At 28.8% G+C, this 16,888-nt stretch carries 1 protein-coding gene; it reads left to right on the forward strand.

The window, feature by feature from the left end:
* Nucleotides 1–62 precede the first annotated feature (62 nt).
* Nucleotides 63–16,874: a non-ribosomal peptide synthetase gene (locus tag OW729_RS10290; RefSeq protein ID WP_268061416.1), complete on the forward strand. Its 16,812-nt coding sequence runs from the start codon at nt 63–65 to the stop codon at nt 16,872–16,874.
* Nucleotides 16,875–16,888: the final 14 nt, after the last annotated feature.

Here is a 16,888-nt window from a genome sequence, read left to right on the forward strand (position 1 = left end):
TTGAAGTGCAATGTTCATATAAAATAACAGGTTAGATTTACTATTTGGGGGGATAAATGAGTATGGAGAGCAAAAAAGAGCAAGAATTACAAAAAAGATCCTTACTAAAGACTATATTAGAAAAGAAAAAAAAGAATAAAATAGCATCAAATTCAATAGAAATACTATCAAGAAAAAAAGGAAAAAATTATTTTCTTTCATCATACGAACAAAGAAGGTTATGGTTTATACATAAATTGGATCCTGAGAGTATTGCTTATAATATTCATTTTGGATTTCGTATTTATGGTGATTTAAAAATAGATTTGCTTCAAGCAGCTATTAATGAAATAGGTATGGAGCAAGAAGCTTTAAGAACTAGATTTCAATATATAGATGATGAATTAATGCAAATAATCGAACCAAATTTCAATGAGAAAATAAAATATATTAACTTATCAAATATTGATTCAAAAGTTATTGAAAATGAATTAGCAAGAGTTTGTAAAGAGGAATCTTACAAACCTTTCGATTTAGAAAATGGACCTTTAGTTAGATTTATATTAATTGAAATAGGACCAGAAGAAAGATTGTTTATAACTGTAATTCATCATATTATATTTGATGGTTGGTCTATGGGTGTTTTTTATAGGAATTTATCTGAGAAATATAACAGCTTATGTAATGGGAAATGTCCTTTAAATAAAGAAAAAACAGTTCAATATGCAGACTATGCAAAGTGGCAAAGGAAACAATTATCTAAAAATAAAATGGAGAAACAATTTAATTATTGGAAGGATAAATTAGAAAATATTGATCAAAATGTTGAATTCCCACTTGATAAAAAACGTCCATCAATGTTAACAAATAGTGGAGATGTAGTATTCTTTGAATTAGATAATGATATTGTAAAGAATTTAAGGAAGTATTCATCTGAATGTAATTGTACAGTTAATACAGTTTTATTATCTGTGTTTAAATGTTTAATTTATAAGTATACAAAGAAAAATAATATTGCTGTAGGAACAGCAGTTGCTAATAGAAAAGTTGATGGAATAGAGAATATCATTGGATTTTTTGTAAATACAATAGTTTTAAGCACTGAAGTAGATGGAAATATGAAATTTTCAGAATTACTTGAAAAGGTAAGAAATACGACATTGGAAGCATATGATAATGAAGAGTTTCCTTTTGATCAATTAGTAGAAAAAATTAATCCATTAAGAGATAGTAATAGAAATCCTTTTTTTCAACTAATGTATTCTTATCAAAATACGCAAAAAATAAAGTTGGAGTTACAAGATTTAAAAGTAGAAGAATACGCACTAGGTAGCAAAAAATCTTCTTTTGATGTTACATTGCAGATTGAAGATAATGAAAATGGAATCTTTGGATCTTTTGAGTATAATTCAGATTTATTCTATAGAGAAACTGTACAAAAAATTTGTAATCAGTTTAAATTAATTCTTAAAGATGTTCTTAGTGATAATAAAAGAATAAATGAGATTTCAATTCTAAGTCAAGAGGAAAAAAATCTTATTTTAAATAAATTTAATGATACTTATGTAGAATATGATAAAGAAAAAACATTAGTAGATATGTTTGAAGAACAGGTAAAAAAGGTGCCAAATAACATTGCCGTTGTATTTGAAAATAAAAAGATAACTTATAAAGAGCTTAATGAGAAAGCAAATTCATTAGCTAGAATATTAAGAGAAAATGGCGCTGGAGTAGATAAAATAGTTGGTATAATGGTAGAACGTTCTATTGAAATGATAATAGCAATAATTGGAATATTAAAATCTGGAGCAGCTTATTTACCGATAGACCCTAAATATCCAAGAAATAGAATAGAGTATATGCTAAAAAACAGTGAAACCAATATATTATTAAGTTTGCCAAGGTTATTGGATAATATAAATTTTTGTGGAAATGTATTAGATATGTCTAACAAAGAAATTTTTAATAAAGAGATGGACAACCTAGATAATGTAAGTCATTCAAAAGATCTAGCATATATTATATATACTTCAGGTACTACAGGAAATCCTAAAGGAGTTATGGTAGAACATAAAAGCGCAGTTAACTTAATATATGCATTGAAAGATTGTATTTATAGTAAATATGGTGGTAATTTAAAAGTAGCTTTAGTAGCTAATTATGCTTTTGATGCATCAGTTAAACAAATTTTTGCTTCTTCGTTATTAGGAAATACATTATATATTGTTGATAATAACAGCATAATGCATGGAGATGATTTAGTAAGATTTTATTTAGATAAACAAATAGATATAACAGATGGTACTCCAATACATTTATCAATGATAAGTAATTCTAACTTATTAGGAAATAGTAAATTAAAATTAAAGAATATGATAATTGGTGGAGATAAACTTTTAAAAGATACAGTAAAAAAAATATATAGCAAATTAAAAACAAATAAAATTAGTATAACAAATGTATATGGACCAACTGAATGCTGTGTTGATACCACTTGTCAAAATATAGATATAAATAATATAAATAGATTTGAAGATATTCCTATAGGAAAACCATTAAACAACTATGAGGTTTATATATTAGATGAACAAAATAAATTACTTCCAATTGGTATTGCAGGAGAATTATATATAAGTGGTGATGGATTAGCTAGAGGATATTTAAATAATAGAGAATTAACAAATAAAAAATTCATAGACAATCCATATAAGTTAGGTCAAAAAATGTACAAAACAGGGGACTTGGCAAGATGGCTTCCAGATGGGAGTATAGAATACTTAGGGCGTATTGATGAGCAAGTTAAGATAAGAGGATTTAGAATTGAACTTGAAGAAATTGCAAATGTATTACGTAGAATTGATTATATAGAGGATGCAGCTGTCATAGCAAGAGATGATGCAAGAGGTGAAAAAGCTATTTACAGCTACGTAGTTTCTAATGTAAATATAGACTTTAAGGAAGTTAGAAAAGAAATTCGTAAAGAATTACCAGAGTATATGATACCAGCATACATGATGCAGATAGAAAAGATACCAGTAACTAGAAATGGTAAACTGGATAAGAGAGCATTACCCGATATAGTTCAAGAAAGCGGAGAAGAATATATTGCTCCAATGAATGAAATAGAAAGAGTTATTGTTAAAATTTTTGAAGAAGTTGTTGGAGGAAACAAAATAAGTGTAGATGCTGATTTTTTTGAAATAGGAGGACACTCTTTAAGGGCAATAAAAGTAGCAAATAGAATTGAAGCTGAAACTGGAATAAGAATACCAATAAAGATAATTTTTTCAGAGAGAACAGCAGAATCTATAGCAAGGTATATAGAAGAAGCTGAAAATAAAGAATATGAGTCTATACCAAAAGCAGAAAAAAAGGAATATTATAAAATGTCTTCAGCCCAAAAGAGAATGTATTTAATTTGGCAGATGGAAAAAGAAAGTACAGTTTATAATATGCCATTATGTTATAAGTTAGAAGGTAATGTAAGAGTAGATGATATAAAGAAGGCGTTACAAGAAATGATAGAACGCCATGAGATATTAAGAACACGTTTTATAACAAAAGATGGAGAGTTTGTACAGAAGATTTTAGACAAGAGAGAGGCAGACTATTCTTATGAGGAAAGTATAGATGACGTATCTGAAATACTTCAAAGGTTCACAAAGCCATTTAATTTAGATAAAGGCAATTTAGTGAGAATGAAGGTAGTAAAGAGTAAAAAAGAATACTATTTGCTTATAGACATGCATCATATAGTTAGTGATGGAATGAGTATGGGGATTTTTATTAAAGAATTTTCGATTCTTTATAATGGTGGAGATCTTGAAGATCTTGATTTACAATACAAGGATTATAGTGAATGGGCAAGAATGAGAAAATTAGATGATCAAAAAGCATACTGGGTAAGTCAATTTGAAGAGGAAGTACCAGTAATTGATCTTCCATATGATTACAAAAGGTCATTTGAGAAAAGTTATAAAGGAGCAATAACTAGTATTGAGCTGCCGAAAGAAATAAAAGGTGGAATAAAAGAATTATGTAATATTACCGGTACAACAGAATATATGGTACTTTTATCAGCATTTATGGTAGTTTTAAATAAATATACTCGTCAAGAAGATATTGTTGTAGGAACTCCTATATCAGGAAGAACTAATAAAGATATGGAATCTATGATGGGTATGTTTATAAATACACTTGCTATGAGAGAAAAACCTGAAGCTGGAAAGAGTTTTATTAAGTTTGTAGGTGAAGTAAAAGAAAGTTGTCTTAAGGCATATGAAAATCAGGAATATCCTTTTGAAGAACTAGTAGAGTCAGTAGAAGTTAGAAGAGATTTTTCTAGGAATCCATTATTTGATGTAATGTTTAGTTTACAGAACAATGAAAAAGTGAATCTTTCAATGGATAATCTTATGATAGATCAAATATGGGGAGAACATAGAATATCCAAGTTTGATCTTAGTATTATGATGGAAAGTGGAGAAGATAAATATTTTGTAGGTGCGGAATATTGTACAACATTATTTAAGAGAGAAACTGTAAATAGATTTTTAGTTCATTTTAAAGAAGTTCTTTGTAAAGTAATAGATAATCCAGAGGTTCTTATAGGAGAAATCCAGGTTATAACAAAACAAGAAGAAGATTTAATTTTAAATAAATTTAATAATACTTATATAGAATATGATAAAGAAAAAACAGTAGTAGATGTCTTTGAGGAGCAGGTAAGAAAGAACCCAAACAATATAGCGGTGGTTTATGAAGATCAGCAATTAACTTATAAAGAATTAAATGAAAAAGTAAACATATTAGGCCAAAAATTACGTGGTATGGGAATAAAACCAGATGATTTTGTAGCAATCACAGTGCAGAAGAGCCTAGAGATGATAATAGGAATTTTAGGAGTAATTAAGGCGGGAGGAGCATATGTTCCAATTGACCCCAAATATCCAAAAGAAAGAATAAAATATATACTTTCAGATTGTAAGCCAAAAGCTTTATTGACCTATAAGACAGACATAAAAGTTAATGGAATACCTGTAATTGATTTAAATGATAGTAAACTTTTTAAAGATGAGTGTGAAAACTTGGAAAAGGTGAATAGTTCGAATGATTTGCTATATGTAATATATACTTCAGGAACTACTGGGAAACCAAAAGGGGTTATGATTGAACATAAATCAGTCAATAATTTAAGAGAATATTTTATTAATTCACTTAAAGTAAGTCCTACTGATAGAATACTACAGTTCTCCAATATATCATTTGATGCTTCGATTTGGGATATAACAATGTCTTTATTAATAGGAGCCACATTACATGTAATTAATCAAGATAAAATGGTAGACGCAGATTTTATGAGTGAATATGCTAAAGATACTACAATAATGTTATTGCCCCCACAATTTTATCAGCAGCTAAAAACAGCAGGACAGAGGCTTGTTGTTACGGGGGGGTCAGAAAGTAGTAAAGATATTGTAATAAAAGCAATTGGAGAGGGAGCAGCATATTTAAATGCTTATGGTCCTACAGAAGCAACGGTAATTGCAACTCATTGGTTCTGTAATGAAATAGATAATGTACCAGAAAAGATTCCAATTGGAAAGCCAATAGATAATAAAAAAATATACATTTGTGATAAAGAAAGCTTATGTGGAATAGGAATTCCAGGAGAATTATGTATAGGAGGAGAGGGGCTTGCCAGGGGCTATTTAAATAGACCTAAACTTACAGCAGAAAAGTTTATAGATAATCCATATGGAGAAGGAACGCTATATCGTACAGGAGATTTAGCGAGATGGCTTCCAGATGGAAACATAGAATATTTGGGACGTATTGATGAACAAGTTAAGATAAGAGGATTTAGAATTGAACTTGAAGAAATTGCAAATGTATTACGTAAAATTGACTACATAGAAGATGCAGCTGTTATAGCAAGAGATGATGCAAGAGGAGAAAAAGCAATTTACAGCTATGTAGTTTCTAATATAAATTTAGATTTTAAGGAGATTAGAAAAGAAATACGTAAGGAATTACCAGAGTATATGATACCAGCATATATGATGCAGATAGAAAAAATACCAATAAACAGAAGTGGAAAGATAGACAAGCAGGCATTACCAGAGATAGTTCAAGAAAGTGAAGAAGAATACATTGCGCCAAGAAATGAAACAGAAAAAATTATTGTTGAAATATTTCAGGAAGTTATTGGAATAAATAAAATAAGTGTAGATGCTGACTTTTTTGAAATAGGAGGACATTCTTTAAGAGCAACAAAAGTAGTTAATAGAATTGAGGCTGAAACTGGAGTAAGGATACCAATAAAGATAATTTTTTCAGAGAGAACAGCGGAATCGGTAGCAAGATATATAGAAGAATCTGAAAATAAGGAATATGAGTCTATACCAAAAGCAGAAGAAAAGGAATACTATCCAATGTCTTCAGCACAAAGGAGAATGTACTTAATTTGGCAGATGGAAAAAGAAAGTACAGCTTATAATATGCCAGCATGTTACAAACTGGAAGGAAAAGTAAGAGTTGATGATATAAAGAATTCATTACAGAAAATGATAAATCGTCATGAAATATTAAGAACATGCTTACTAACAAAAAATGGAGAATTGGTACAGAAAATTTTAGATAAGGTAGAGATTGATTGTTTATATGAAGAAAATATGGATGACATATCTAACATTCTTAAAAAGTTTATAAAGCCATTTAACTTAGAGAAAGGTAATTTAATAAGAACGAAGATAGTAAAGAGTAAAAAAGAATACTATTTGCTTATAGATATGCACCATATAGTTAGTGATGGAATGAGTATGGGGATTTTCATTAAAGAATTTTCAACATTATATAATGGCAAAGAACTTGAAAGGCTTAATTTACAATACAAAGATTATAGTGAATGGATGGTAAAAAGAGACTTAGACGACCAGAAAGCATATTGGGTAAGTCAATTTAAAGAGCAAGCACCAGTAATTGATCTTCCATATGATTATAATAGACCAGCCAAACAAAGTTATGAAGGAGCAATAATTAGTATTGAACTGCAGAAAGAAATAAAAAGTGGAATAAAGGGATTGTGCAATACTACCGGAGCAACAGAGTATATGGTACTTTTAGCAGCATTTATGGTAACTTTGAGTAAATACACTCATCAAGAAGATATTGTTGTAGGAACTCCTATATCAGGAAGAACTAATAAAGATATGGAATCTATGATGGGTATGTTTATAAATACACTTGCTATGAGAGAAAGACCTGAAGCTGGAAAGAGTTTTATTAAATTTATAGATGAAGTAAAAGAAAGTTGCCTTAAGGCATATGAAAACCAAGAGTATCCTTTTGAAGAATTAGTAGAGGCAGTAGAAGTTAAAAGAGATTTTTCTAGAAATCCTTTATTTGACGTAATGTTTGTTTTACAAAATAATGAGAAATTTAATCTTCTAATGAATGATATTATTATAAGTCAAATAGAGGTGGAACATACAACATCCAAGTTTGATATTACTTTAATGATGGGAAGTAGAGAAGATAATTATTTTGTAAGTGCAGAATATTGTACAGAATTATTTAAGAAAGAAACTATAAAAAGATTGTTAGCTCATTTTAAAGAAGTTCTCTGCAAAATAATAGATAATCCAGAAAGTACTATAGGAGAAATTGATATTGTAACAAAAGATGAAAAAGAGTTAATTTTAAATAAATTTAATGATACCTATGTAGAGTATGATAGAGAAAAAACGTTAGTGGATATATTCGAGGAACAGGTAAAAAAGGCACCTAATAATATTGCTGTTGTGTTTGAAAATGAAAAGATAACTTATAAAGAACTTAATGAAAAAGCAAATTCATTAGCTATGGTATTAAGAAAAAATGGGGCTGGATCAGATAAAATAGTCGGAATAATGTTAGAACGTTCTATTGAAATGATAGTGGCAATAATAGGAGTATTAAAATCTGGAGCAGCATATTTACCTATAGATCCGAAGCATCCAAAAAATAGGATAGAATATATGCTAAAAAATAGTGAAACGAATATATTATTAAGTATACCAAAACTATTAGACAACATTGATTTCAATGGAAATATATTAGATATGTCTAAAAAACAACTATTTGATAAAAAGTTAAATAATTTAAATAATATAAATAGTTCAAAAAATATAGCATATATTATATATACTTCGGGTACTACAGGAACTCCTAAGGGAGTAATGGTCGAAAATAGAAATATTTTAAATACGTTATATTGGAGAAAAAATTATTATGAATTTAGTGAAAATGATGCAACACTACAAATACCATCATTTAGCTTTGATAGTTCTGTAGAAGATATATTTACTACATTAATTTCAGGCGCAAAATTAGTATTAATAAATGAAGAGAAACGATTAGACATACAATATTTAAAAAATATAATGTTAAAAGAAAAAATAACTAATTTTTTAGTAACTCCAAGTTTATATGCTTCTATTTTGAGTGTAGATTTGCAAAATGTTAAAACTTTAAGAAACGTTACAGTAGCTGGAGAAAGTATTCCAAGTGAACTTATAAAAGAACATTTTAAAAAATTTACCAAAGTAGATTTATTTAATGAATATGGTCCTACTGAAAATAGCGTATGTTCAACTGTATATAAATTTGTCAAAAATAATAATAAAGTTTTAATAGGTACACCGATTAGTAACACTAGAATATATATTATTGATGAAAAAAATAAAGTTTTACCTATAGGTGTTAAAGGTGAGCTTTGTATAAGTGGATTTGGATTAACAAGAGGATATTTAAACAATGAAAAGTTAACATCAGAAAAATTTGTAGATAATCCATATGAACCAGGACAAAAAATGTATAGAACAGGAGATTTAGCAAGATGGCTTCCAGATGGAAACATAGAATGTTTGGGACGTATTGATGAACAAGTTAAGATAAGAGGATTCAGAATTGAACTTGAAGAAATCGCAAATGTATTACGTAGAATTGATTATATAGAAGATGCAGCTGTTATAGCCAGAGATGATGCAAGGGGCGAAAAAGCTATTTACAGCTATGTAGTTTCTAATGTAAATATAGACTTTAAAGAAGTTAGAAAAGAAATACGTAAAGAGTTACCAGAGTATATGATACCAGCATACATAATGCAGATAGAAAAGATACCAGTAACTAGAAACGGTAAACTAGATAAGAGAGCATTACCTGATATAGTTCAAGAATGTGGAGAGGAATATATTGCTCCAAGGAATGAAATGGAAAACAATATTGTTAGAATTTTTGAAGAGGTCGTTGGAGGAAACAAGATAAGTGTAGATGCTGATTTCTTTGAAATAGGAGGCCATTCTTTAAGGGCGACAAAAGTAGTTAATAGAATTGAAGCTGACACCGGAGTAAGGATACCAATAAAGATAATTTTTTCAGAGAGGACAGCGGAATCTATAGCAAGATATATAGAAGAATCTGAAAATAAAGAATATGAGTGTATACCAAAAGCAGAAGAAAAGGAATACTATCCAATGTCTTCAGCACAAAAGAGAATGTATTTAATTTGGCAGATGGAAAAAGAAAGCATAGCTTACAATGTGCCAGCATGCTACAAGCTGGAAGGAAAAGTAAGAATTGATGATATAAAGAACTCATTACAAAAAATGATAGATTGTCATGAGATATTAAGAACACGTTTTGTAACAAAAGATGGAGAGCTTGTACAGAAGATTTTAGACAAGGTAGAGGTAGACTATTCTTATGAGGAAAATACAGATGAAGTATCTGAAATTCTTAAAAATTTCATAAAGCCATTTAATTTAGATGAAGGAAATTTAATAAGAATGAAGGTAGTAAAGAGTAAAAAAGAATATTATTTGCTTATAGACATGCATCATATAGTTAGTGATGGAATGAGTATGGGAATTTTCATTAAAGAATTTTCAACTCTATATAGTGGCGAAGAAGTTGAAAAACTTAATTTACAATATAAAGATTATAGTGAATGGATGATAAAAAGAAATTTAGATGACCAAAAAGCATACTGGGTAAGCCGATTTGAAGAGGAAGCACCAATAATTGATCTTCCATATGATTATAAGAGGCCACTTGAAAAAAGTTATAAAGGTGCAATAACTAGTATTGAGCTGCAGAAAGAAATAAAAAGTGGAATAAAAAAATTGTGCAATATTACTGGAACAACAGAATATATGGTACTTTTGTCAGCATTTATGGTGACTTTAAATAAATACACTCATCAGGAAGATATAGTTGTAGGAACTCCTATATCAGGAAGAACTAATAAAGACATGGAATCTATGATGGGGATGTTTATAAATACACTTGCTATAAGAGAGAAACCTGAAGCGGGAAAGACTTTTATTCAGTTTGTAGGCGAAGTAAAAGAAGATTGTCTTAAGGCATATGAAAATCAAGAGTATCCTTTTGAAGAATTAGTAGAGACGGTAGAAGTTAGAAGAGATTTTTCTAGAAACCCACTATTTGATGTAACATTCGGATTGCAAAATAATGAAAAATTTAATCTTTCAATGGATAATGTTATGATAAGTCCAATAAAGGAAGAACATACAATATCTAAGTTTGATCTTAGTGTATTTATGGAGAGCAATGAAGAAGGGTATTTTGTAGGTGCAGAGTATTGTACAGAACTGTTTAAGAAGGAAACTATAGATAGATTCTTAGTTCATTTTAAAGAAGTTCTCTACAAAATAATAGATAGTCCAGAAAGCTTTATAGGAGAAATTGAGATTGCAACAAAAGAAGAAAAAGATTTAATTTTAAATAAGTTCAATGATACTTATGTACAGTATGATAAAGAAAAAACAGTGGTAGATATCTTTGAGGAACAGGTAAGAAAGAATCCAAATAATATAGCAGTAATATATGAAAAGGAAAGATTAACTTATAGACAATTAAATGAAAAAGCCAATATATTAGCCCAAAAGTTACGTGGTATGGGAATAAAACCAGATGATTTTGTTGCAATTGCAGCACAGAAAAGTTTAGAGATGGTAATAGGCATTTTAGGAGTAATTAAAGCAGGAGGAGCATATGTTCCAATTGATCCAAAATATCCACAGGAAAGGATACTATATATTCTTTCAGACTGTAAGCCAAAAGCTTTATTAATATATAAAGCAGATGTACGAGCTAAAGAAATTCCAGTAATTGATCTTTCTGATAATGAATCTTTTGAAGGTAAGTTGAAAAACTTAGAAAAAGTAAATAGACCAGATGATTTATTATATCTAATATATACATCAGGGACTACCGGAAAACCAAAAGGAGTTATGATTGAACATAAATCAGTTAATAATTTAAGAGAATATTTTATTAATTCACTTAAAGTAAGCCCTAGTGATAAAATACTACAGTTTTCTAATATATCATTTGATGGTTCTGTTTGGGATATAACAATGGCCTTATTAACAGGAGCAACTTTATATGTAATTAATCAAGATAAAATGTTGGATTTAGATTTTACAAGTGAATATGCTAAAAATACTACAATAATGGCAGTGCCGCCGCAATATTATAAACAATTAAAAACAATAGGACAAAGACTAGTTGTTACGGCTGGCTCGGAAAGTAGTAAGGATGTTGTAACAAAAGCAATTGAAGGGGGAGGAACTTATTTAAATTCTTATGGTCCAACAGAAGCAACGGTATGTGCAACTCATTGGTTCTGCAATGAAAAGAACAATGTACCAGGAAGAATTCCAATTGGAAAGCCGATAGATAATAAAAAAATATATATTTGTGATAAATATAGCTTATGTGGAATAGGAATACCAGGAGAATTGTGTATAGCTGGAGATGGACTTGCTAGAGGGTATTTAAATAGACCTGAACTTACAGCAGAAAAATTTATAGATAATCCATATGAACCAGGACAAAAAATGTATAGAACAGGTGATTTAGCAAAGTGGCTTCCGGATGGAAACATAGAATACTTAGGACGTATTGATGAACAAGTTAAGATAAGGGGATTTAGAGTTGAACTTGGAGAAATTGCAAATGTATTACGTAAAATTGACTGTATAGAAGATGCAGCAGTTATAGCAAGAGAAGATGATAGTGGTGAAAAAGTCATTTATGCCTATGTAGTTTCTAATGTAAATGTAGATTTTAAGAAAATTAGAAAAGAAATCCGTGAAAAATTACCGGAGTATATGATACCAGCATATATGATGCAGATAGAAGAAATACCAGTAACTAGAAATGGCAAACTAGATAAGAGAGCATTATCTGATATAGTCCAAGAAAGTGGAGAGGAATATATTGCTCCAAGAAATGAAATAGAGAAAATCATTGTTAGAATTTTTGAAGAAGTTGTTGGAGAAAACAAGATAAGTGTAGATGATGATTTCTTTGAAGTAGGGGGACATTCTTTAAGAGCAACAAAAGTGGTTAATAGAATTGAAGCCGAAACTGGAGTAAGGATACCAATAAAGATAATTTTTTCAGAAAGGACAGCAGAATCTATAGCAAGATATATAGATAAATATGGAAATAAACAAAATGAGTCTATACCAAAGGCAGAAGAAAAGAAATATTACTCAATGTCTTCAGCACAAAGAAGAATTTATTTAATTTGGCAAATGGAAAAAGAAAGTACAGTTTATAATATGCCATTATGTTATAAATTAGAAGGAAAAGTAAGAGCAGATGATATAAAGAAGGCGTTACAAAAAATGATAGATCGTCATGAAATACTAAGAACATGTTTTGGAATAAAAGATGGAGAGCTTGTACAGAAGATTTTAGACAAGATAGAGGCAGATTATTCTTATGAGGAAAGTATGGATGAAGTATCTGAAATTTTTAAAAATTTCATAAAGCCATTTAATTTAGATGAAGGAAATTTAATAAGAATGAAGGTAGTAAAGAGTAAAAAAGAATATTATTTGCTTATAGACATGCATCATATAATTAGTGATGGAATGAGTATGGGGATTTTTATTAAAGAATTTTCAACCCTTTACAACGGAGGAAAACTTGAAGAACTCAATTTGCAATACAAAGATTATAGTGAATGGATGAGAAAAAGAAATTTAGATAGCCAGAAAGCATATTGGATAAGTCAATTTGAAGACGAGGTTCCAGTGATTGATCTTCCATATGATTACAAGAGGCCATTTGAGCAAAGTTATGAAGGTGCAATAGCTAGTATAGTGATAGAAGAAGAAATAAAAAGCGGAATAAAAAAATTGTGTAATATTACCGGAACAACAGAATATATTGTGCTTTTATCAGCATTTATGGTGGTTTTAAATAAATACACTCGCCAAGAAGATATTGTTGTAGGAACTCCTATATCAGGAAGAACTAATAAAGATATGGAATCTATGATGGGTATGTTTATAAATACACTTGTTATGAGAGAAAAACCACAAGCTGGAAAGAGTTTTATCAAGTTTGTAGATGAAGTAAAAGAAAGTTGTCTTAAGGCATATGAAAATCAAGAGTATCCTTTTGAAGAACTAGTAGAGGCAGTAGAAGTTAGAAGAGATTTTTCTAGAAATCCATTATTTGACGTAATGTTTAGTCTACAAAATAATGAAAAAGTTAATTTTTCAATGGATAATGTTATGATAGAGCAAATATGGGGAGAGCATAGAATATCCAAGTTTGATCTTACTGTAATGATGGAAAGTAACGAAGGAGGTTATTTTGTAGGTACAGAATATTGTACAGCATTATTTAAGAAGGAAACTGTAAATAGATTCTTAGCTCATTTTAAAGAAGTTCTCCACAAAGTAATAGATAATCCAGAGAGTCTTATAGGAGAAATTGAGATTGCAACAAAAGAAGAAAAAGAGTTAATTTTAAACAAGTTCAATGATACCTATGTAGAATATGATAAAGAAAAAACAGTGATAGATATGTTTGAGGAACAGGTGAGAAAGAATCCAAATAATATAGCAGTAGTGTATGAAAAAGAAAGATTAACTTACAAGAAATTAAATGAAAAATCAAGTATATTAGCTCAAAAGTTACGCGATATGGGAATAAAGCCAGATGATTTTGTGGCAATTTCAGCAGAGCGAAGCTTGGAAATGGTAATTGGAATTTTAGCAATTATAAAAGCTGGTGGGGCATATGTTCCAATTGACCCTAAACATCCAGAGAAGAGAATTAATTATATTCTTTCTGACTGTAAGCCAAAAGCTTTATTGACATATAAGACTGATGTACAAGCTAAAGAAATTCCAACAATTAATCTTTGTGACAATAAATCTTTTGAAGGTGAATTGAAAGACTTAGAAAAAGTAAATAGACCAGATGATTTATTATATCTAATATATACTTCAGGAACTACTGGAAAACCAAAGGGAGTAATGGTTAAGCATAGTAATATGGTTAATTATTGTTCTAACAATGAAAAGAGTACAGTGTCCGGCGTGTTTAATAGGAAATTGAATAATATGGGATCTGTTACTAATATGTCATTTGATATTTTTGGAACGGAAATAATATTAGTATTTGCAAATGGAATGACTACATTTATAGCAAATAGTGATGAGCAAGAAGATGTTGAATATTTAAGCTCTTTTATTGAAAGAAATAGTATTGAAATATTGCAAACCACACCAAGTAGAATAAAGATATTATTATCACAACCAGAAAAACTTAAAAAACTTAATTCTCTTAAATATATTATGGTTGGAGGGGAAAAAGTAGAAAGTGATATAGTAAATAAGTTGCATGAATATACAAATGCAGTAGTAGAAAATGTATATGGACCATCAGAAACTACTATATGGTCAACAGCTAATGAGTTATCACGAAATATATCAGAAAATGATATTCCTATAGGACAACCTATTGCGAATACACAAATTTATATACTTCAAGGATTAGATCTTTGTGGTATTGATGTTCCAGGAGAATTATGTATTGCGGGAGATGGGGTAACTAAAGGATATTTAAATAAACCTGAACTTACAGCAGAAAAATTTATTAATAATCCATATGGAAAAGGAAAGTTATATAGAACAGGAGATTTAGCAAGATGGCTTTCTAGTGGAAATATAGAATATTTGGGACGTATTGATGAACAGGTTAAGATAAGAGGATTCAGAATTGAACTTGGAGAAATTTCAAATGTATTACGTAGAATTGATTATGTAGAAGATGTAGCTGTTATAGTAAGAGAAAATGTAAGTGGTGAAAAAGCTATTTATAGCTATATAGTTTCTAATATAAATATAGACATTAAGAAAATTAAGAAAGAAATTCATAAAGAATTACCAGAATATATGATACCAACATATATGATGCAGATAGAAAAGATACCAGTAAATAGAAATGGCAAATTAGATAAACGAGCATTACCAGATATAGCTAAAGAAAGCAAAGAAGAATATATTGCACCACGAAATGAAAAAGAAAAAATAATTTGCAGTATATTTGCAGAAATTTTAGAAGTTAAGAAAGTTGGATTACAAGATAATTTCTTTGAACTTGGTGGAGATTCAATGAAGTTATTAAGATTGATTTCTTCATTAAGAAAAGAAGGCTTTAATGTAACATTCAATATTATCAAAAGAAGTAATACAGTCAAAATGTTGGCAGAAAATTTATGTACAATAAGTGATGAATATGGTGGTGAAAAAATAAAAAATGAAAATCAGATATTAATAAATAAGATTAATGTTCCTAAAGAAATGAAAGAAGATTTTATTAATTCTAATGTTTATAAGGAACTAAATAAATATAATAGGAACATAGAAAATGCTGTAAAATCCAGAGAGTATGTTCCACTAAAGGTTCAACAAGACTTTTTAAATAAAAATACACCATTTATATCAGCATTAGGTATAGAAATAATAGGAGAAGTATCAAAAGAACAAATATTAAATGCTATAAAAAATATTATAAATGCACAAGCTGCGCTACGCACAATATATAATAACAAAGATAATGTTTTGATAGAAGTATCTAAAAGAGATTGGTATATACCTTACTTCAATAAGAGTGAATATGATGAAGTTTATAATAACATAGGAGGAATTTTTGAGTGTAAAGAATTGTTTGAAACAAGTAAGTTGTTATCCAAAGTTATTACTATAGAAAAAGATAATAATCATCATTTAATATTTTTCTATGTAAATCATGTTCTTTGGGATTTCTTTACATCTCAAGTGCTTTTAGATATGGTTAAGAATACGCTGCTAAATTATAAAAATTCTTTTGTTCCTGAGGAAACGTATTACGAGTACGTAAATAGGAAAAGAAATAATTCTAAATCAGTAGAAATGTACGATTTAATAGAAAACATTGAACACAATGTTGAAAATTATATGAAGAAGATTAAAAATAATTATGATTATGTTTATAAGGTTCTAATAACAAGGCAAATAAATCAACTTGAGAAAAAAGAAATACTAGAAAGTCCAATTAAGTGGATATTAGATAAATATTATAAAATTATAAATATTAAAGAAATTACACAAATACCATTTACTATGATTTATCATGCACGTGAAACAAAAACATTAAATACATTAGGTTTATATGCTGACACTATCCCATGTTTGTATGATATTAACACAGGGAAAGTACAAAGATGGGGTAAACAAGAAAAAATGAATATTAATTCAAGTGAAAGTTATGAGTTATACAAAGAAAAGGTACCAACAGAATCTAATATATTTAAACAATTAAGTATAAATGTAATTACTGAAGATTCTAATACTTATTATAATAACTGCAAAAATAATACAGTTAAGGTTATTGGTAGATATGGTGTAGATGAGATACCTGAAGAAATTTCTATGTATATAGGTAAAAATGTATTGGAGATACAATGTCTAGTATATACAAAAAGAGAAGTAAAAAAAGAAAATATTGCTAATAATATAAAGAAAATTTTTGGTATAGTGTAAAAAGCGGAGGTAAT

It is taken from the genome of Clostridium brassicae, from assembly GCF_026738875.1.
Lineage (GTDB): Bacteria > Bacillota > Clostridia > Clostridiales > Clostridiaceae > Clostridium_H > Clostridium_H brassicae.